Below are 18208 nucleotides of genomic sequence, written 5' to 3' on the forward strand. Positions count from 1 at the left end.
CCACCCGGTCGTGCCCGGCCGAGGCCATTCTCCCGCAGGACGGCCGTGCCCGGCGGCGGAAGCGGAACGCCGCCGTGAACGGCGTGTTGCCACCGCGGCAGCCCGTTGACCCCGCGCTGACGTGGGACGACGCTGGCCCTCCCCGCCCCCGGCGGGCCGAGCTCGGAGGTGCCCGTGACCGCTGATCCCACCGCCCGCCCCGCCTCTGATCCCCCCGCCCGCCCGGCCTCGCCGCGGCCCGCGCACGCGGGCGTCGACGCCGAGCGGGTCGACGCCGGCTACCTCGAGCGCCGCCGGCTGCGCACGGGGACGGCGGGCTGGCTGCTGCTGGCCGGTCTCGGCGTCTCGGCGGTCATCTCCGGCGACTACGCCGGGTGGAACTTCGGCCTCGCCGAGGGCGGGTTCGGCGGGCTGCTCATCGCCACCGTGCTCATGGCGGTCATGTACACCGCGATGGTGTTCGGGCTGGCCGAGCTCGGCTCCGCGCTGCCGACCGCCGGGGGCGGCTACACCTTCGCCCGCCGGGCGCTGGGCCCCTGGGGCGGCTACGCCACCGGCGTCGCGGTGCTCATCGAGTACGCGATCGCGCCGGCCGCGATCGCGACCTTCATCGGCGCCTACGTCGAGTCGCTCGGGCTGTTCGGCATCACCGACGGCTGGTGGGTCTACCTCGCCGTCTACGCGCTGTTCGTCGGCATCCACCTCCTGGGCGTCGGCGAGGCGCTCAAGGCGATGTTCGCCGTCACCGTCGTCGCGCTCGCCGGCCTCGTGGTGTTCCTGATCGGCGCGATCCCGCGGTTCGACGGCGACCTGCTGCTCGACATCGCGCCCACCGACGCCGCCGGCGCCTCGGCGTTCCTGCCGTACGGGCTGATCGGCGTCTGGGCCGCGTTCCCCTTCGCGATCTGGTTCTTCCTCGCCGTGGAGAGCGTGCCGCTGGCCGCCGAGGAGGCCCGCGATCCGGCGCGCTCCATGCCGCGGGGCATCGTCGCGGCGATGGGCCTGCTCGTCGTCCTCGCCCTCCTGATGCTGGTGTTCACCCCGGGCGCGGCGGGCTCGTCGGCGATCGCGGCGTCCGGCAACCCGCCGGTCGACGCGCTGGCCGGGGCCGGTGCGTCCGAGGGCCTCACGCGGGTGGTCAACTACGCCGGCCTGTTCGGGCTGGTCGCCAGCTTCTTCTCGATCATCTACGCGTACTCGCGGCAGACGTTCGCGCTCTCCCGCGCCGGCTACCTGCCCCGGGCGCTGTCGGTCACCAACTCCCGCCGGGCGCCCGTGCTGGCGCTGCTGGTCCCCGGCGCCATCGGGTTCGTGCTCTCGCTGACCGGCCAGGGCGCGATGCTGCTCAACATGGCCGTCTTCGGGGCGACGGTGTCCTACGTGCTCATGATGGTCAGCCACATCGTGCTGCGCCGTCGCGAGCCGGAGCTGCCGCGCCCGTACCGGACGCCGGGCGGGACGGCGACCACCGGCGTCGCCCTGGTGCTGGCGGCCGCCGCGGTCGTGGCCACCTTCCTCGTCGACGTCACCGCGGCGCTGTGGACGCTCGCGGCCTACGTCTGCTTCCTCGCCTGGTTCGCGCTGTACAGCCGCCACCACCTGGTGGCCTCGGCGCCGGAGGAGGAGTTCGAGTTGCTGGCCGACGCGGCGGACGACGTCCGATGAGGCGGCAGGGCACCGTCGGCGGGCACTCCTACGAGTTCCCGACGCTGGTCGAGCTGCTGGCGAAGGCGACGCCGGCCCGCTCCGGCGACGTGCTCGCCGGGTGCGCCGCGGAGTCGGCGGCCGAGCGGGTCGCTGCCCAGGCGGTGCTCGCCGACCTGCCGCTGGCCACCTTCCTCGACGAGCTGGTGGTCGGCTACGACGAGGACGACGTCACCCGGCTGGTCCTCGACACCCACGACCCGGTGGCCTTCGCGCCGGTCGCCTCGCTGACGGTCGGCGAGTTCCGTGACCGGCTGCTGGCCTGGGCGGCCGCCGGCGACGAGACGGCGATCAGCGGCCTGGCGCCCGGGCTGACGCCGGAGATGGTCGCGGCCACCTCGAAGCTGATGCGCAACGCCGACCTGGTCGCCGTCGGCCGGCGCACGCGGGTGGTGACCGGGCTGCGCAGCACCCTCGGCCTGCCCGGCCGGCTGGCCTCCCGGCTGCAGCCCAACCACCCGACCGACGACCCGCTGGGCGTCACGGCATCCATCGTCGACGGGTTGCTGCAGGGCTGCGGGGACGCCGTCATCGGGATCAACCCGGCCACCGACTCCCCGGCCCGCACGGTGGCGCTGCTCGAGCTGGTCGACGAGGTGATCGGCCGCTACGGCATCCCCACCCAGTCCTGCGTGCTGGCGCACGTGACCACCACCCTGCGGGCGCTCGAGCAGGGCGCGCCGGTGGACCTGGTGTTCCAGTCGGTCGCCGGCACCCAGGAGGCCAATCGCGGCTTCGGCGTCACCCTCGACCTGCTCGCCGAGGCCCGCGCCGGCGCACTGGCGCTGGGCCGCGGCACGGTCGGCTCCAACGTCACCTACTTCGAGACCGGGCAGGGCTCGGCGCTGTCGGCCGACGCCCACCGCGGCGTCGGCGGCCGGCCGGTCGACCAGCAGACGCTGGAGGCCCGCGCCTACGCCGTCGCGCGGCACTTCGACCCGCTGCTGGTCAACACCGTCGTCGGCTTCATCGGCCCGGAGTACCTCTACGACGGCAAGCAGGTGCTGCGCGCCGGGCTCGAGGACCACTTCTGCGGCAAGCTGCTCGGCCTGCCCATGGGCGTGGACGTCTGCTACACCAACCACGCCGAGGTCGACGAGGACGACATGGACTCCCTCATGCTGCTGCTCGGGGCGGCCGGCTGCACGTTCCTCATCGCCGTCCCCGGGATGGACGACGTGATGCTGCACTACCAGTCGCTGGCCTTCTCCGACGTGCTCACCACCCGCTCGGTGCTCGGGCTGCGGCCGGCGCCGGAGTTCGAGGCGTGGCTGGCCCGCATGGACCTGCTCGACGACGACGGCCGGGTGCGGGAGCTGACCGCCGACGCGCCCGCCGCGCGGGCCCTGCTGGCGGCGGCGTCGTCGTGAGGAGCCGAGCATGACCGACGCCCTGGACCGGCCGCTGCCGGCGAGCGACGACCCGTGGGCCGTGCTGCGGTCGGCCACCCGGGCGCGGGTCGCGCTCGGCCGGGCCGGCGACGCACTGCCGACCGCCCGGGAGCTGGAGTTCCGCGCCGCGCACGCCGCCGCCCGCGACGCGGTGCACCAGCCGCTGGACCCCGCCGTCGTCCGGGCCGCGCTGGACCCGGCCCTCGAGTTGCTGGAGGTGCACTCGGCCGCCCCCGACCGCGCCACCTACCTGCAGCGGCCCGATCTCGGCCGGCGGCTCGCGGAGGGCACGGAGCTGCCGCGGGTGGACGCCGACCTCGCGGTCGTGATCGCCGACGGGCTCTCCCCCCGGGCGGTGCACGAGCACGCCGCCGGGCTGGTGACGGCGCTGCTGGAGCGGCTGCCCGGCTGGTCGGTCGCGCCGCTGGTGCTCGCCTCCCAGGCGCGGGTGGCGCTCGGCGACGCGGTGGGGGAGGCGCTGGGCGCCCGGGCCGTCGCCGTGCTGATCGGGGAGCGGCCGGGCCTGTCGTCGGCGGACTCGCTCGGCGTCTACCTGACCTGGGCGCCGCGGCCGGGGCGGGCGGACTCCGAGCGCAACTGCGTCTCCAACGTCCGCCCGCCGCACGGGTTGTCCTACGCGCAGGCCGCCGACACCGTGGCCGCGCTGCTAGGGGCGGCCCGCGAGCTCGGCGCGTCCGGCGTGGTGCTCAAGGACGAGGGCCCGGCGCTGCCGGCCGGCGCCGGCTGAACGACGACTCGGGGCGGGACGACCGCGTCGACGTCGCCGGGCGGACGACCCAGAACGACACCCGGCGACGCCGGCGGGCGCGTGCAGTGTCGACCCGCCGGCGGCGTCGGGGAAGGGGAGCGGCCGCGGCCGGGAGTGGCGGTCGCCCTCCGTCCCGGCGCGGGTCGGCCCGGTCAGCGCACCTCGGCCGGACGCCCCGGCGACCGCGACTCGTCGTGGACCCATCACCCCACCCGGGTGCCGCTCCCGTCCGGGAACGCCGAGGGGCGGGGAGGCACCGGTGCCTCCCCGCCCCCCTCCGGGCGCCGCCCTGCAGAGCTGTCGCACTCAGGAGCTGTCGGAGTCCTGCGACTTGTCGAAGCCCCGCTTCGCCCGCGTCTCGACCGACACCGCCTCGGTCGTGCCGTGGTGGTGGTGGGCCTCCTCGATCTCGTGCACCGCCTCGTCGAGCACGGGGACGTGCACCCCCTTCCTCGGCAGCAGCAGGCGGACCAGCGGCCACAGCAGGACCAGTGCCACGATGACGTACACGATGACGGACAGCGGGTCGATCAGCCCACCGATCGCCCCGTTGCTGATCTGCAGCGCCTGCCGCAGCTCCGCCTCGGCGAACGGCCCGAGGATCACGCCGACGATGGCCGGCAGCAGCGGCAGCCCGAAGCGGCGCATCATGAAGCCGAGCGCGCCGATGACCAGCAGCATGAAGAGGTCGAACACGTTGGCGTTCGTCGCGTACGCGCCCAGGCTGGCGAAGAAGAGGATGCCCGCGTACAGGTACGTGCGCGGGATCCGCAGCAGACGCGCCCACAGCGGCGCCAGTGGCAGGTTCAGCACCAGCAGCGCCGTGTTGCCGATGAAGAGGCTGGCGATCAGGCCCCACACCAGCTCCGGCTCGCTGTCGAACAGCTGCGGCCCGGGCTGGATGCCGTAGCTCTCGATAGCGGCGAGCAGGACCGCCGCGGTGGCCGTCACCGGGATGCCCAGGGTCAGCAGCGGCACGAGCCCGCCCGCGGCCGAGGCGTTGTTCGTGGCCTCCGGCCCGGCGACGCCCTCGATGGCACCCTTGCCGAACTCCTCGGGGTGCCGGGACAGCCGCTTCTCGGTGACGTAGGAGAGGAACGTCGGGACCTCGGCCCCACCGGCCGGGACGGCGCCGAAGGGGAACCCGATCGCGGTGCCGCGCAGCCACGGCTTCCACGAGCGGCGCCAGTCCGACCGGCTCATCCGCGGGTTGCCCACCGGGATGACCTCGACCGGGCGGCGGCGCAGGTGGGCCGCGGTCCACAGCGCCTCACCGACGGCGAACAGGCCGACCGCCACGACGACGATGTCGATGCCGTCGGCGAGCTCGCCGATGCCGAAGGTGAGCCGCTGCTGGCCGGAGGTGGCGTCGATGCCGACCAGCCCGATGGCCAGGCCGAGCCCGAGCGAGGCCAGGCCGCGCACCCGGGAGCTGCCGAGCACGGAGGTCACCGCGATGAACGCCAGCACCATGATCGCGAACATGTCGGCCGGCGAGACCTCCACGGCGAGGTCGGCGACCAGGGGGGCCAGCAGGGCCAGCAGCAGCGTGGCGATGGTCCCGGCGACGAAGGAGCCGATCGCCGCGGTGGCCAGGGCCTGCGCGGCGCGGCCGGACCGGGCCATCTTGTTGCCCTCGATGGCGGTGACCACCGAGGCGCTCTCACCCGGGGTGTTCAACAGGATCGACGTCGTCGACCCGCCGTACATGCCGCCGTAGTAGATGCCGGCGAACATGATGAGCGCGGTGGTGACGTCCAGGCCGCGGGTCAGCGGCAGCAGCAGTGCCACCGCCATGGCCGGGCCGATGCCAGGAAGGACGCCGATCGCCGTGCCCAACAGCACGCCCAGCAGCGCGAAGGCCAGGTTGGTCGGCGTCAGGGCGGTGCCGAAGCCCTCCAGGAGGGAGCCGAACGCGTCCATCAGAGGATCCCCCTCAGGATGCCCGGGGGCAGCACGATGCCGAGCCCGAGGGCGAACAGGTAGAAGGAGCCGATCGACAGGGCGAAGGCGATCACGGCGTCGCGCACGTAGTGCCGGCTGCCGAGGGCGAAGGCGCTGCCCCAGAACAGGATCGCGCCCGAGAACACCCAGCCGAGGCTCTCGATCAGCAGCGCGTTGGCCAGGAACGCGGCGGCGAGCATCACGATCGTCGTCCAGTCGGTGCCGCCGGTGAGCTCGACGTCCTCACCGCCCTCGGGCTCCCCGCGGCCGCCGCGCTTCACGTCGATGGCCAGGACGACGCCGACGACGACCAGCAGCGCGCCGACGACCGTGGGGACGACAGCGGGCCCGACCGGCCCGCGGACGATCCGGCTCTCCGGCAGGAGGAGGGCCTGCACGATGACGAGGAGGCCGAGCGCCGCCAGGAACAGGGCCACTCCGTACTCGGAGCGGCCCTGTTCCTGGGCGCTGCCCCTGGGGGCAGAGGTCACGTCAGGCCCAGCTCGCTCAGCACGCCCTGGACGCGCTGGCTCTCCTCGTCGAGGAAGGAGCCGAACTCGTCACCGGTGACGAAGGAGTCGGTCCAGCCCTGGTCCTCCAGCTCCTGCTGCCAGGCCTCGCTGTCGTGGACCTGGGTGATCAGGTCGATGTGCCGCTGAGCTTCCTCGGGGGTGATGTCCGGGGCCGCCACGATGCCGCGCCAGTTGGTGAAGGTCAGGTCCACGCCCGACTCGGTCAGGGTCGGGGCGTCGACGCCCTCGACCGGCTCCTCGCTGGTGACCGCGAGGATGCGGACGTCACCGGAGGCGGCCGGCTCGGTGACCTCGCCGATGCCGGTGGCGGCGAAGGCCACGTCCCCGCCGAGGATGCCGGCCAGCAGCTCGCCGCCGCCGTCGTAGGCCACGTAGTTGACCGAGGTCGGCGTCACGCCGACCTCCTGCGCCAGCAGCATCGGCGTCAGGTGGTCCGGGCCGCCGGGGTTGGACGCGCCGCCGACGGGCGTGTTGCCCGGGTCGGCCTTCCAGGCGGCGACCAGGTCGTCGATGGTCTGGAACGGCGAGTCGGCCGGGACGACGATCGCCTCGGCCTCCTCGATCAGCCGCGCGATCGGCGTGGTCTGCTCGAGGGTGGCCTCGGACTGGTTGCTGTACTGCGCGCCCACCACGCCCAGGCCCATCTGCATGAGCATGTCGGCGTTGCCGGTCTCGTTGACCAGGCGCTGCAGGCCGACGGTGCCGCCGGCGCCCTCGAGGTTGAACACCTCGATCCTCTCGGCCAGCTCCTCCTCCTCGGCGACCTGGGCCAAGGCGCGGGCGGTGGTGTCGTAGCCGCTGCCGGGCGAGTTCGGGACCAGCACCCGCAAGCCGGTGACCGGGCCCTCCTGGGTGCCGCCACCGGAAGCGGAGCCGCCCTCGGCGGTGGTGCCGCACCCGGTCAGCAGCAGCCCGGCGGCCACGGTGCCTACGGTGAGCTTCCTCAGGGAAGCGTTGCGCATGGGTTCCTCCTGTGTGTCCGGCGGACGTCCGCCGCTCGCAAGGACGGTCGCAACGCGCGTGGTGCGTGTCACGCTTGCGTGCGCATTGGGCGTTGTGGTCGTTGTGTGCACGGCGTCGTGTTGCGCCGCCAGGACCGGCCCGGGTCCGATGGCGTGCCCCGTCCCGACCAGTCAGGAGTCCCCCGTGAACCGGCGGCTCTCGCTCGCCGGCCAGCTGCTCGCGCTGCAGGTGGTCATCGTCTGCGTCGTCCTCGTCGGCGTCGCGGCCGTCACCGTCGCCCAGTCGATGCAGCGGGCCGAGGAGGTGGAGAGCCGCCGCGCGCTGGAGATCGCCGAGACGCTGGCCAACGGAAGCGCCACCCGCACGGCGGTGGAGCTCGGCCGCACCGAGTACATCCGCATCACCGCGGAGGAGAGCCGCAGCACCTCCGGGTCCGCCGACGTCGTCGTCGCCGGGGCCGACCGGACCGTCCTCGCCAGCGCCGACCCAGGACTGCTCGGCCGGCCGCTCGACCTCGGCGCCAGCCGGGTGCTGGAGGGGCGGTCGTGGGTGGGGGACGTCGAGCTGCCCGGCGGTCACGCCGCAGTCGCCATGGCGCCGGTCTACTCCGCGCGTGGGGACCGCGTGCTCGGCCTGGTCGCGGTGCAGCGGCCCTACCCCGGGGTCCTGGGGAGCCTGGAGGCGGCCGCGCCCAACCTGCTCACCTACCTCGGGCTGGCCAGCGCGCTGGGCATCGGCGGGTCGCTGCTGCTGGCGCGCCGGGTGAAGCGGCAGACCCTGGGGCTGGAGCCGGCCGAGATCGCCGGGCTGGTCGAGCACCGCGACGCGATGCTGCACGGCATCCGCGAGGGCGTGGTCGGGCTGGACCTGCGCGGCCGGGTGACCCTGGTCAACGACGAGGCGATCCGATTGCTGCGCATCCCCGGCGACGCCCTCGGCCGCACGCTCGAGGACCTCGGGGTCGCCGAGGAGGTGCGCGCCACGCTGCTGTCCCGCGGGGTCGAGCGCGACCGCGCCGTGGGCAGCGCCGGACGGGTGCTGGTGGTCAACCGGCTGCCCCTGACCAGCCGCGGACGCCCCCTGGGGTCGGTCGCCACGCTGCGCGACCGCACCGAGCTGCTCGAGCTGCGCCGCGAGCTCGAGCTGACCCGGCACGTCACCGACACGCTGCGCGCGCAGGCCCACGAGTTCGACAACCGGCTGCACACCATCGCCGGTCTCATCGAGCTCGGCGAGGCCGAGGAGGCGGTCCGCTTCGTGCACCGGGTCAGCTCCACCCGCTCGGAGTTCGGACACGCCGTCACCGAGGCCGTCCGCGACCCGGCGCTGGCCGCGCTGCTCATCGCCAAGGCCAGCCAGGCCGCCGAGCTCGGCGTCGAGCTGCGGGTCGCGCCGGACTCCGCCCTGCCGGTGCTCAGCCCGGAGCTGAGCACCGACGTCGCCACCGTCGTCGGCAACCTCGTCGACAACGCGATGGACGCCGCGTCGGGTGCCGGGGAGCGGTGGGTCGAGGTGGGCGTGGGTCTGGTGGACGACGAGGTCGACGTCGTCGTCCGCGACTCCGGCCCCGGCGTCCCCCCGGGCATGGAGACCGAGGTCTTCCGGCGCGGGGTGTCCACCAAGGAGGGCGCGGTGCCCGGCGGACGGGGCATCGGGCTGTCCCTGGTGCAGCTGGTGTGCACCCGGCGCGGTGGCGAGGCGACGGCCAGCTCCGCGGACGGCTCGGTCTTCACCGCCCGCATCCCGGTCGGCGCGTCCTTGGTGGACGCGTGATCAGGACGCTCATCGTCGACGACGACTTCATGGTCGCGCGGGTGCACGCCGGGTTCGTGGCGGCCCTCGACGGCTTCGAGGTCGTGGGGACGGCGTCCAGCGGCACCGACGCGATCGCCGCGGTCCGGCGGCTGCGGCCCGACCTCGTGCTGCTCGACGTCTACCTGCCGGACATGACCGGCCTGGAGGTGCTCCGCCGGCTGAGGGCGGAGGGCGTGTCGGTCGACGTCGTCGTCATCAGTGCCGCGCGGGACGTCGACAGCATCCGCAGTGCGCTGCACGGCGGCGTCCTGCACTACCTGGTGAAGCCCTTCGACCGGCGGACCTTCGAGGACCGGCTGCGGGAGTACGCCACGGTGCGGGCCGACCTGGCCGCACTGGGCCAGGCGCGGCAGACCGACGTCGACCGGGTGTTCGCCGGGGCGCGCGGCGGGGGCCGGTCGGTGCCCACGACGCCCAAGGGGATCGCGCCGGAGACGCTGGAGCTGGTGCGGGAGGCGCTCGGCGCGGCAGGCTCCGAGGGGCTGTCGGCCACCGAGTGCAGCGAGCACACCGGGCTGGCGCGGGTCAGTGCCCGGCGGTACCTGGAGCAGCTCGTCGCGCAGGAGGAGGCCGACGTCCGCCAGCGGTACGGCACCGCCGGACGGCCGGAGCGGCGGTTCACCCTCCGCACGCCGAAGCGGCCCGGGTGAGCGGCGGTCGGGGACGCAACGACCGCAACGACCGCTACGGGCACAAGAGCAGCGGGTTCCCCCTCGCCACCTAGGCTCCGGCCATGACCATCGTCGTGGGCTACGTCCCCACCCCCGAGGGCGAGGCCGCCCTCGACGCCGCCATCACCGAGGCCCGGCTGCGCGACCAGCCGTTGCACGTCGTCAACAGCTCCCGGGGTGACGTGCTGGCCGACCCCCGGTTCGCCTCCGACCGGGTGCTCGACCAGGTCCGCGCCAAGCTCGACCGCGCCGGGGTGGTCTACGAGATCGATCAGCGGGTGGCCGGCCACGACGCCTCCGACGAGGTCGTGGACGCCGCCGACCGGCTCAAGGCCAGCCTGATCGTCATCGGCATGCGCCGCCGCACGCCCACCGGGAAGCTGATCACCGGCAGCCAGGCGCAGCGGATCCTGCTCGACGCGCACTGCCCGGTGCTCGCGGTCAAGGCCTCTCACTAGACGAAGGACCACCCTTCCCCCCACACCTCGCCAGCTCGGCGCGGGCCCCTGAAGGGTGGCCGTTCCAGCACGTCACCATGCTCGCCGCGAGCGGTGAGGAGGACGGGGTCGGCCCGAGACGGCCGACTGGAGGGCAGAGGTCCTCTGTCACCCCAGCAGGTCGACCCCCTCGCCGGTGCCGGTGGCCAGGTTGCGGAAGATCGTCTCCAGGCTCCGCTCCAGGTGCCCGGCGAGGGCGGCGGCCGCGGTGTCGGCGTCCCCGGCGAGCAGCGCGTCGCAGACCGCCAGGTGCTCGCTGACGGAGACCTCGACCCGGCGCGGGTCCAGGTGGGAGAGGTTGCGCAGCCGCGCGGTGTGCGGCCGCAGCTCGGCGATGGTGCGGCGCAGGTGCTCGTTGCGGGTCGCGCCCACCACCGCCCAGTCGAACCGGTCGGCCAGCTCGTAGAAGGACCGGGACCCCGCCGTCGACGGCGGCTGCTCGAGCGTGCGGGCGAACGCGTCGCGCATCGCGGCGAACTCGCGGTGCAGGTCGGCGTCGGCGGCCGCGGCCTGGGCCGCCTGCCGCACGGCCGCGGGCTCCAGCAGCGTGCGGAACTCGAAGAGGTCGCGGATGCTGCGGGCCGACACCCGGGAGACCCGCGCCCCCTGCCGCGGCACGAGGTCGACCAGCCCCTCGGCGGCCAGCCGGCGCAGCGCCTCGCGCACCGGCGTCCGGGAGGCTCCCGTGCGCGCGACCAGCGACAGCTCCGACAGCGGCGTCCCGGGCGCCAGCTCGCCGAGCTCGATCTCCTCCCGGAGCCGCCGGTGGACCTGCTCGGCCTTGCTGGCCCCCTCGGGCTGCGGGTCGACCGTCACGCCGGTACCCCGCCGGGGAAGGGCACGCCGGTCTCGCCCGACAGCCGCCGCAGCTCGGCCAGGGCGTCCCGGGCGAGGACGACCCCGCCCGCGGCCAGGGTGGCGGCCTCGGCGAGGTCCTCGACCTCGCCCGGGTACCGGACGGCGTCGGATCCCTGCGCGAGCGGCGTCGTCCGCACCTCGTCGACGAGCTGCCGCACGCGGGCGTCGAAGCCGGCGCGGTCGCCGAAGGCCTCGGGGTCGAGGGCCAGGAACAGGTGGCCGCAGCCACTGCGCGCCTCCGGCTCGTAGGGCCCGTGCACGCCGGTGCCGACGGCGCTGCCGGTGAGCGCGCCGGAGAGCACGTCCATCATGAACGCGATCGCGTACCCCTTGTGCCCGGCCATCGGCAGGACCACCCCGAGCACCCCCTCCGCCGGATCGGTCGTCGGCGCGCCGTCCGCGGTGAGTGCCCAGGACTCGGGGATCGACTCACCGCGGCTCTGCGCCAGGTAGATCTTGCCCCGGGCGACCGCGGTGTTCGCGATGTCGAGGGCGACGACCGTGCCGTCGGGCCCCGGTGCGGCGATCGACCACGGGTTGGTGCCCACGCGCTTCTCCCGCCCGCCCCACGGCGCCATCGCCGGGCTGGCGTTGGTGGTGAGGACGGCGACGAAGCCGTCCTGCGCCGCCCGCCGGGTGAACCACATGGCCGTGCCGAAGTGGTTGGAGTCGCGGACGCCGACGACGCCGACGCCGTGCTGCCGGGCCCGGTCGGTCGCCAGGGCGCGGGCGCGGTCGGTGAGCACCTGGCCGACGCCGGCCCGCCCGTCGAGCAGCACCAGCGGGCCGGTGTCGCTGAGCACCGCCGGCTCGGTGACCGCGCGCATGGCGCCCGACCGCAGCCGCGCCGCATACCAGGGCAGCCGGAGCAGGCCGTGCGAGGAGTGGCCCCACAGGTCGGCCTGCACGAGGGAGTCGGCGACCAGCGCCGCGTCGCCGCCGGGCACGCCGAGCGCCGACAGGGCCGCACTCCCGAACGCCCTCAGCGCCGCCGGGTCGAACCGTCCGTCCGTCACCACTTGCCTCCTCCGCGGGTTGTGTGCTGGGCTGTATACATATTGGCATACACAACCCGGGAGGTCGAGGGTGTTCAGCTTGGTGGTCCAGATGGAGGTGCGGCCGGGTCGGCGCGAGGAGTTCCTCGCCGGCATGGCCGACAACGCGGAGGCCGCGGTCCGCGACGAGCCGGGGTGCCTGCGGTTCGACGTGTGCTCGGTCGCCGACGACCCGCACCGCTTCGTCCTCTACGAGCTCTACACCGACGCTGACGCGTTCGCCGCCCACAAGGCGTCCCCGCACTTCGCGCGCTGGCGCCGGCTCGCCGAGCAGGTGCTCGCCGGCCAGGTCAACACCCCCGGCGAGCTGCTGGTCACCCACACCGCCGAGGAGTCCGCATGAGCCCCCAGCCCGTCCCGCCGTCGATGGTCCTGCGCCCCGAGGAGATCGAGCGCTTCGACCGCGGCAACGGCGTCGTCACCATCCCGTTCGTCGGCAAGTGGAACTGCGAGGGCAACCGGGTCGCCACCGGGATGACCGTCTTCTCGTCCGGCACCGGCATTCCGCTGCACTCGCACAACGTCGAGGAGTCGGTGCTGGTCTACGAGGGCGAGGCCACCGCGGTCGTCGGGGACGACGAGTTCGACCTGGTCGCGGGGCAGGCCACCTGGGTCCCGGCCGGCGTCCCGCACTGCTTCCGCAACCGCGGTGAGGGCACGATGACGATCTACTGGGTCTACGGCGGCCGCGACGTCACCCGCACGATCACCGCCACCGGCGAGACCTTCGAGCACCTGTCCGACAGCGACCGCGGTGCCGGACCCGCACGCCAGGGCGACCGCGCGACGCCGGCATGAGCGCCGTCGTCACGGTCAACCCGGCCACGGGCGAGCGGCTCGCCGAGTACCCGGCGTTCTCCGACGCCGAGGTGGACGCCGCCCTCGACCGGGCGGCCGCCGCAGACCGGCTGGGCCGCGCTGACCTTCGCCGAGCGCGCCACCGTCCTCCGCCGCACCGCCGAGGTCCTGCGGGCCGGGTCGGAGGACCTCGCCCTGCTGCTCACCCGGGAGATGGGCAAGCCGCTCGCCGAGGCCCGCGCCGAGGTCGAGAAGTGCGCCACCGCCTGCGACTACTACGCCGAGCACGCCGGCGACTTCCTCGCCGACGAGCCGGTGGCCACCTCCGCCGACCGCAGCTGGGTCGGCTACGAGCCGGTCGGCGTGGTCCTGGCCGTCATGCCGTGGAACTTCCCCCTCTGGCAGGTGCTCCGCTTCGCGGCCCCGGCGCTGATGGCCGGCAACGCCGCGCTCCTCAAGCACTCACCGAACACCACCGGCTGCGCGCTGGCGGTCGAGCGGGTCCTGGTCGCCGCCGGCGCGTCGGAGGGCCTGTTCACGGCTCTCGTCGTGGCCGAGCCGGACGTCCCCGCCGTCACCCGCCGGCTGATCGACGACCTTCGCGTCGGCGCGGTGACCATCACCGGCAGCGAGCGCGCCGAGCGGGCGGTCGGATCGGCCTCCGGGGACGCCATCAAGAAGTCGGTGCTCGAGCTCGGCGGTTCCGACCCGTTCGTCGTGCTCGCCGATGCCGACCTGCCGCGCGTCGCCCACCTGGCCGCGCGCGGGCGGTTCCTCAACGCCGGGCAGAGCTGCATCTCCCCGAAGCGGTTCGTCGTCGACGCCTCCGTCGTCGAGGAGTTCACCCGGCTACTGGTCGCCGAGGTCGAGTCGCTGACCGTCGGCGACCCGGAGGCGGAGGGCACCCACGTCGGACCGATGGCCCGCGAGGACCTGCTCGAGGGCGTCAACCGGCAGGTCGAGGCGTCGGTCCCGGGCGGCGCCACGCTGCTCGCGGGTGGGGAGCGGCTGGACCGGCCGGGGACCTTCTACGCGCCGACCGTCCTGACCGACGTCGCGCCCGGACAGGTCGCCTACGACGAGGAGATCTTCGGCCCCGTGGCCACGGTCATCGCCGCCGACGGGGACGACGAGGCCGTCCGGATCGCCAACGACACCCGCTTCGGCCTCGGCGCCGGCGTCTGGACGACCGACCCGGAGCGTGGCGTCGCCGTCGCCCGGCGGATCCGCTCGGGCGCGGTCTTCATCAACGCCGTCGTCGCCTCCGACGTCCGGATGCCGTTCGGCGGCACCCGCGCCAGCGGCTACGGCCGGGAGCTGGCCGCGGCCGGCATCCGCGAGTTCGTCGACGTCCGCACCTGGTGGGTCCTGGACGAGCCCGCCGTGACCGCCCCTGCGTCCGAGTGACCCACCGAGGAGAGCCATGACTACGAACCGCCCCTACCGCCTCGGCGTGATGCTCGGTGACGGCATCGGGCCCGAGATCGTCCCCGCCTCCGTGCGGGTGGTCGACGCCGCCCTCGCGGCCGCGGGGGGCGAGCCGATCCAGTGGCAGGAGCTCCCGCTCGGGGCCACCGCCATCGGGACGCACGGCAGCGCCATCCCCGACGTCACCTTGGAGGCGCTGGCCGGCCTCGACGGCTGGCTGCTCGGCCCGCACGATAGCGCCGCCTACCCCGAGCCGTTCCGGAGCCGGCTCAACCCGAGCGGCACGCTGCGCAAGCACTTCGACCTGTACGCCAACGTGCGGCCGGCGCGCGCCTTCGAGGGCGGGCGGGCGATCGCCCCGGACACCGACCTGGTGATCGTCCGGGAGAACACCGAGGGGTTCTACGCGGACCGGAACACGCACGCGGGCACCGGCGAGTACATGCCCACGCCCGACGTCGCCATCGCGATGGGGGTCTTCACCCGCCGGGCCGTCGAGCGGATCGCCCGGACCGCCTTCGAGCTGGCCCGGCGCCGGCGCCACCGGCTCACGATCGTGCACAAGGCCAACGTGCTGCAGCTGAGCTCCGGGCTGTTCACGCGGGTCTGCCTCGAGGTCGGCGGGAACTACCCCGACGTGGCGGTCGACGACTTCCACATCGACGCGATGACGGTCCACCTGCTGCGCCGGGCTGCGGACTTCGACGTCGTCGTGGCCGAGAACATGTTCGGCGACATCCTGTCCGACATGGCCGGCGAGCTGGCCGGCTCCCTCGGCATCGCGCCGTCGATCAACGCCTTCGACGACCGCTGCATGGCCCAGGCCGCGCACGGCTCGGCTCCCGACATCGCGGGGCAGGGGCTGGCCAACCCGATCGCGATGGTCCTGTCGTCGGGGATGCTGCTCGACTGGCTGGGCACGCGGCACGGCGACGAGCGGGCCGCCGACGCCGCCGTCCGTGTCGAGGAGGGCGTCCGGGCGACCGTGCGCGACGGCGTCAGCACCCGCGACCTCGGCGGCTCGGCCTCCACCGGCGAGTTCGCCGATGCCGTGGTGGCCCGGATCGAGGGGTGAGGGTCAGGGGCCGCCGTCGACGTGCAACCGGCGGGCGGCGGCCCCGGCCAGGGCGAGCGCACCGGCGGTCGCCCACAGCACCCCGGCCGAGCCGACCCCGGCGGCCAGCAGCCCGACCGCGCTGGGGATGAGCACCTGGCCCAGCCGGTTGCCGGTGAGCCGCAGCGACATCGCCCGCCCGCGCAGCCCGGCGGGGGCCATCTCCGCCAGCCAGGACATGGTCAGCGGCTGGCCCACGCCCAGCCCGAGGCCGAGCAGGACGACGAGCACCGCGGTCCCGGCGACCGGCATCGGCACCGCGACGGCCGCCATCGACACCGCCGACAGCGCGACGCTGCCGAGCATCAGCCGCCGCCGACCGGTCAGCCGCACCAGCTGCCCGAGGAAGAACCGCGAGGTCATCGAGGCGACGGCCCGCACGGTCAGCAGCAGCCCGACGGTGCCTGCGGCCAGCCCGCGGTCGGCGCCGAGGGCGGGCAGGTAGACCAGCGTGATGTCGACGGCGGCGAGCACGACGCAGCTGACCGTCAGCGCCCGCACCAGGCCGGGCAGGCGCAGCAGCGTGCCCATGCCGCCGGTCTCGGCGGCGCCGCCGGTGCGCTCGCGGACCGGGAAGCGCAGGACGGCGGTGCAGGCCAGCAGCAGGACGGTGATCCCCGTGGCCACGAGGAACACCGGGCGGGTGTCGGGGAGGGCGCCCTCCCCGCCGGCCACGGTGATCAGTGCGGGGCCGAGCGCCTGCCCGAGCGAGGCGGCGAAGGTGTAGTGGCCGAACGCGGTGTCGAAGCGCCCCGGCCCGGCGGCGTTGGCCACGGCCGCCTGCTGGCCCACGACCGAGAGCAGGTGGCCGGTGCCGAGCACCACGCTGCCGGCCACCAGCCCGGCCGCCCCGCCGCGCCCGCTGGCGAACAGAACCGCCGACAGCAGCAGCAGGACCGCCCCGGCCAGCATCACCCGCCGCTCCCCGAACCGATCGGTGGCCTGCCCCGAGGGGACGGCGAGCAGCAGCGGGACGACGGCGAACGAGGCGGTCAGCGCGCCGAGCCAGGCGGTCGGGACGTCGAGCTCGATCGCCCGGTACGCCGTCGTCGGGCGCAGCACGAAGGTGACGACCTGGGTGAGCGCCGAGTGCACCAGCAGCAGCCCGAGCAGCCGCCGTCCCCCCGGGGGCTGAGCGCTCACGCGGACCGCGCGGCGCGGTCGCGCGCGGCCAGCCGCCCGGCGGCCCGGGCGGCCAGGCTGGTCTCCACGTGCCGGCGCATCAGCTCGGTGGCCGCCGCGGCGTCCCGGTCGGAGACCGCCTCGACCAGCAGCCGGTGCTCCTCGGCCCGCTGCGCGACCTCCTCGTCGCTGCGCCCGGCGCGCAGCGCGTGCCGCCGGTAGCGGTCGGTCTTGTCCCAGAGGCCGTCGAGGGTCTCCACCAGGACGGCGTTGTGCGAGGCGCGGTAGAGGGTCGCGTGGAACCGCCGGTGGCCGGCCAGCTGGGCCGGCGACGGGTCCTCGGGGAGGGACTCGAGCCGGGCCAGGCTGTCGGCCATCTCGGCGAGGTCCGCGGCGGTGCGGCGCTGCGCGGCCAGGCCGGCGGCCAGCGGGTCGAGATCCTGCCGCAGCTCGACGAGGTCCCGCGCCTCCGCGGCGTCGAGCGGGGCGACCCGGGCGTCGCGGTGCGCGCCCAGCTCGACCAGGCCCTGCTGGGCCAGCCGCCGCAGCGCCTCCCGCAGCGGCGTGGTGCTGATCCCGATCTGCCGGGCGAGGACGGCCTGGTTGAGCACCGCGCCGGGCTCCAGCTCTCCGGTCAGGACCATCTCCCGCACCCGCGCGTAGGCCCGCTCGCTCTTCGTGGCCGTACCGTCCTCGGTCACGATCACAACCTCCGCACCGACTAGAGCTGCACATTCACTCCGGACCTGCACCCAGGCCCGATAAGGTTATAACCTACTCGCCATGACCGAGCAGGCAGCTCCCGCCACGACGGACCTCTCCGACGCGCACCCGGAGGCGCAGGTCTGCGACCCGGTGTTCCAGGCCTTCGGCGGCCGCCCGGCCTTCAGCGGGCCGATCGCCACGCTCAAGGTGTTCGAGGACAACGCGCTGGTGCGCGAGGCGGTCGAGCAGCCGGGGGAGGGGCGCGTCCTCGTCGTCGACGGCGGCGGCTCGCTGCGGTGCGCGCTGTTCGGCGGCAACCTCGCCGTCCTCGCCGCCCAGCACGGCTGGGCCGGCGTGGTGGTCAACGGCGCCGTGCGCGACGCCGACGAGATCGACGCCCAGCCGATCGGGGTGCGCGCGCTGGCCACCCACCCGCGGCGCAGCGTCAAGGGCCTGCACTCTGGTCAGGCGGGCCTGCCGGTCCTCTTCGCCGGCACGGTGTTCCGTGAGGGCGAGTGGCTCGCCGCCGACCGGGACGGCGTGGTCGTCCTGCCGGCACCCCCGGCCTGAGCGGGCCCGCGCCGGAGGACCGCACCGCCGGTCAGCGGCGGCGCAGCACCCGGGCGAGCCGGTGCCCCCGCCCGGAGGCCAGCTCCGCCGCCGTCACCGGCTCGGGGGCGTCGGCCAGCGCGGCGTGCCGCTCGCGCAGCCGGGTGCGGACCTCCTCGGGGGTGTGCGCCCGGCGCTGCCGCTCGCCGCGGGCCAGCACCACCCCGGTCGCCGCGACGCCGGCCAGACCGGCCAGGCCGAGCAGCTTCCACAGGCGCACGGCCCTAACGTA

19 protein-coding genes are annotated in these 18208 nt (G+C 74.9%); 11 read left to right on the forward strand and 8 right to left on the reverse strand.

Going from position 1 to position 18208, the window contains the following annotated elements:
- Positions 1–174 precede the first annotated feature (174 nt).
- From eat to eutC, 3 genes are read left to right on the forward strand one after another with little or no spacing between them, the layout of a single operon-like run.
- Positions 175–1665: an ethanolamine permease gene (gene eat, locus BLW63_RS04145; protein ID WP_211516988.1), complete on the forward strand. Its 1491-nt coding sequence runs from the start codon at positions 175–177 to the stop codon at positions 1663–1665.
- The gene (locus BLW63_RS04150) at positions 1662–3074 is read left to right on the forward strand and encodes an ethanolamine ammonia-lyase subunit EutB (protein ID WP_091151770.1); all 1413 of its coding nucleotides are present in this window, start codon (positions 1662–1664) and stop codon (positions 3072–3074) included. Before eat ends, BLW63_RS04150 begins: the two co-directional genes overlap by 4 nt.
- 10 nt (positions 3075–3084) lie before the next feature.
- Complete coding sequence (eutC, locus tag BLW63_RS04155) at positions 3085–3843, forward strand: ethanolamine ammonia-lyase subunit EutC (RefSeq protein ID WP_091151772.1); 759 nt, start codon at positions 3085–3087, stop codon at positions 3841–3843.
- Positions 3844–4170: 327 nt separating this feature from the next.
- Here eutC and BLW63_RS04160 read toward each other — a convergent pair whose 3' ends face one another.
- The 3 genes from BLW63_RS04160 to BLW63_RS04170 are packed head-to-tail and all read right to left on the reverse strand — an operon-like array spanning position 4171 to position 7303.
- On the reverse strand, positions 4171–5787 hold the full coding sequence (locus BLW63_RS04160) for a tripartite tricarboxylate transporter permease (RefSeq protein ID WP_091151775.1): 1617 nt from the start codon (positions 5785–5787) through the stop codon (positions 4171–4173).
- Positions 5787–6299, reverse strand: coding sequence for a tripartite tricarboxylate transporter TctB family protein (locus BLW63_RS04165; RefSeq protein WP_091151777.1), 513 nt, complete (start codon positions 6297–6299; stop codon positions 5787–5789). Before BLW63_RS04165 ends, BLW63_RS04160 begins: the two co-directional genes overlap by 1 nt.
- Positions 6296–7303 carry a Bug family tripartite tricarboxylate transporter substrate binding protein gene (locus BLW63_RS04170; RefSeq protein WP_091151779.1) on the reverse strand — a complete coding sequence of 336 codons (1008 nt, stop codon included), beginning with the start codon at positions 7301–7303 and terminating at the stop codon, positions 6296–6298. The genes BLW63_RS04165 and BLW63_RS04170 overlap by 4 nt, the downstream gene beginning before the upstream one ends.
- Positions 7304–7487: 184 nt before the next feature.
- Between BLW63_RS04170 and BLW63_RS04175 the strand changes: the two genes are divergently transcribed.
- The 3 genes from BLW63_RS04175 to BLW63_RS04185 all read left to right on the forward strand — a co-directional run bounded on the left by BLW63_RS04175 (position 7488) and on the right by BLW63_RS04185 (position 10248).
- Positions 7488–9077, forward strand: a complete 1590-nt coding sequence (locus BLW63_RS04175) for a sensor histidine kinase (protein ID WP_091151782.1) — start codon at positions 7488–7490, stop codon at positions 9075–9077.
- Positions 9074–9769 carry a response regulator gene (locus tag BLW63_RS04180; RefSeq protein ID WP_091151783.1) on the forward strand — a complete coding sequence of 232 codons (696 nt, stop codon included), beginning with the start codon at positions 9074–9076 and terminating at the stop codon, positions 9767–9769. Before BLW63_RS04175 ends, BLW63_RS04180 begins: the two co-directional genes overlap by 4 nt.
- An 83-nt stretch (positions 9770–9852) precedes the next feature.
- Positions 9853–10248 (forward strand): universal stress protein, encoded by a 396-nt coding sequence (locus tag BLW63_RS04185; protein WP_091151785.1) that lies wholly within the window; start codon positions 9853–9855, stop codon positions 10246–10248.
- A 147-nt stretch (positions 10249–10395) separates the two neighbouring features.
- Here BLW63_RS04185 and BLW63_RS04190 read toward each other — a convergent pair whose 3' ends face one another.
- Both BLW63_RS04190 and BLW63_RS04195 read right to left on the reverse strand, forming a co-directional pair.
- Positions 10396–11103, reverse strand: a complete 708-nt coding sequence (locus BLW63_RS04190; RefSeq protein ID WP_091151787.1) for a GntR family transcriptional regulator — start codon at positions 11101–11103, stop codon at positions 10396–10398.
- The gene (locus tag BLW63_RS04195) at positions 11100–12161 is read right to left on the reverse strand and encodes an Ldh family oxidoreductase (protein ID WP_091152247.1); all 1062 of its coding nucleotides are present in this window, start codon (positions 12159–12161) and stop codon (positions 11100–11102) included. Before BLW63_RS04195 ends, BLW63_RS04190 begins: the two co-directional genes overlap by 4 nt.
- A 70-nt stretch (positions 12162–12231) precedes the next feature.
- Here BLW63_RS04195 and BLW63_RS04200 point away from each other — a divergent pair, with 70 nt between their 5' ends.
- The 4 genes from BLW63_RS04200 (at position 12232) to BLW63_RS04215 (ending at position 15501) form a co-directional block, all read left to right on the forward strand.
- A complete protein-coding gene (locus BLW63_RS04200) occupies positions 12232–12543 on the forward strand; it encodes a putative quinol monooxygenase (protein ID WP_091151789.1) in 312 nt (103 codons plus the stop codon).
- Complete coding sequence (locus BLW63_RS04205) at positions 12540–12998, forward strand: cupin domain-containing protein (RefSeq protein WP_091151791.1); 459 nt, start codon at positions 12540–12542, stop codon at positions 12996–12998. Before BLW63_RS04200 ends, BLW63_RS04205 begins: the two co-directional genes overlap by 4 nt.
- Before the next feature lie 120 nt (positions 12999–13118).
- Complete coding sequence (locus BLW63_RS04210; protein WP_244522369.1) at positions 13119–14405, forward strand: NAD-dependent succinate-semialdehyde dehydrogenase; 1287 nt, start codon at positions 13119–13121, stop codon at positions 14403–14405.
- Positions 14406–14421: 16 nt separating this feature from the next.
- Positions 14422–15501: an isocitrate/isopropylmalate dehydrogenase family protein gene (locus BLW63_RS04215; protein ID WP_091151793.1), complete on the forward strand. Its 1080-nt coding sequence runs from the start codon at positions 14422–14424 to the stop codon at positions 15499–15501.
- A gap of 3 nt (positions 15502–15504) precedes the next feature.
- Here the strand turns inward: BLW63_RS04215 and BLW63_RS04220 are convergent, their stop codons facing one another.
- Positions 15505–16683 (reverse strand): MFS transporter, encoded by a 1179-nt coding sequence (locus tag BLW63_RS04220; RefSeq protein ID WP_091151795.1) that lies wholly within the window; start codon positions 16681–16683, stop codon positions 15505–15507.
- Complete coding sequence (locus BLW63_RS04225) at positions 16680–17363, reverse strand: GntR family transcriptional regulator (protein WP_244522344.1); 684 nt, start codon at positions 17361–17363, stop codon at positions 16680–16682. The genes BLW63_RS04220 and BLW63_RS04225 overlap by 4 nt, the downstream gene beginning before the upstream one ends.
- Positions 17364–17445: 82 nt before the next feature.
- Here BLW63_RS04225 and rraA point away from each other — a divergent pair, with 82 nt between their 5' ends.
- Positions 17446–17937 carry a ribonuclease E activity regulator RraA gene (gene rraA, locus BLW63_RS04230; protein ID WP_091151797.1) on the forward strand — a complete coding sequence of 164 codons (492 nt, stop codon included), beginning with the start codon at positions 17446–17448 and terminating at the stop codon, positions 17935–17937.
- A 31-nt stretch (positions 17938–17968) separates the two neighbouring features.
- Here rraA and BLW63_RS04235 read toward each other — a convergent pair whose 3' ends face one another.
- Entirely contained in the window at positions 17969–18196 is a 228-nt protein-coding gene (locus tag BLW63_RS04235) for a hypothetical protein (protein WP_091151800.1), read from the reverse strand.
- Positions 18197–18208: the final 12 nt, after the last annotated feature.

The sequence above is a fragment of the Geodermatophilus africanus genome (assembly GCF_900107105.1).
In the GTDB taxonomy this organism is placed as follows: Bacteria; Actinomycetota; Actinomycetes; order Mycobacteriales; family Geodermatophilaceae; genus Geodermatophilus; species Geodermatophilus africanus.

What these genes read in the sequence shown, in the direction of transcription:
- BLW63_RS04150 (WP_091151770.1), top strand. Translation starts at nt 1,662, where the DNA reads ATGAGGCGGCAGGGCACCGTCGGCGGGCACTCCTACGAGTTCCCGACG.
- eutC (WP_091151772.1), top strand. Translation starts at nt 3,085, where the DNA reads ATGACCGACGCCCTGGACCGGCCGCTGCCGGCGAGCGACGACCCGTGG.
- BLW63_RS04160 (WP_091151775.1), bottom strand. Translation starts at nt 5,787, where the DNA reads ATGGACGCGTTCGGCTCCCTCCTGGAGGGCTTCGGCACCGCCCTGACG.
- BLW63_RS04170 (WP_091151779.1), bottom strand. Translation starts at nt 7,303, where the DNA reads ATGCGCAACGCTTCCCTGAGGAAGCTCACCGTAGGCACCGTGGCCGCC.
- BLW63_RS04185 (WP_091151785.1), top strand. Translation starts at nt 9,853, where the DNA reads ATGACCATCGTCGTGGGCTACGTCCCCACCCCCGAGGGCGAGGCCGCC.
- BLW63_RS04205 (WP_091151791.1), top strand. Translation starts at nt 12,540, where the DNA reads ATGAGCCCCCAGCCCGTCCCGCCGTCGATGGTCCTGCGCCCCGAGGAG.
- BLW63_RS04215 (WP_091151793.1), top strand. Translation starts at nt 14,422, where the DNA reads ATGACTACGAACCGCCCCTACCGCCTCGGCGTGATGCTCGGTGACGGC.
- rraA (WP_091151797.1), top strand. Translation starts at nt 17,446, where the DNA reads ATGACCGAGCAGGCAGCTCCCGCCACGACGGACCTCTCCGACGCGCAC.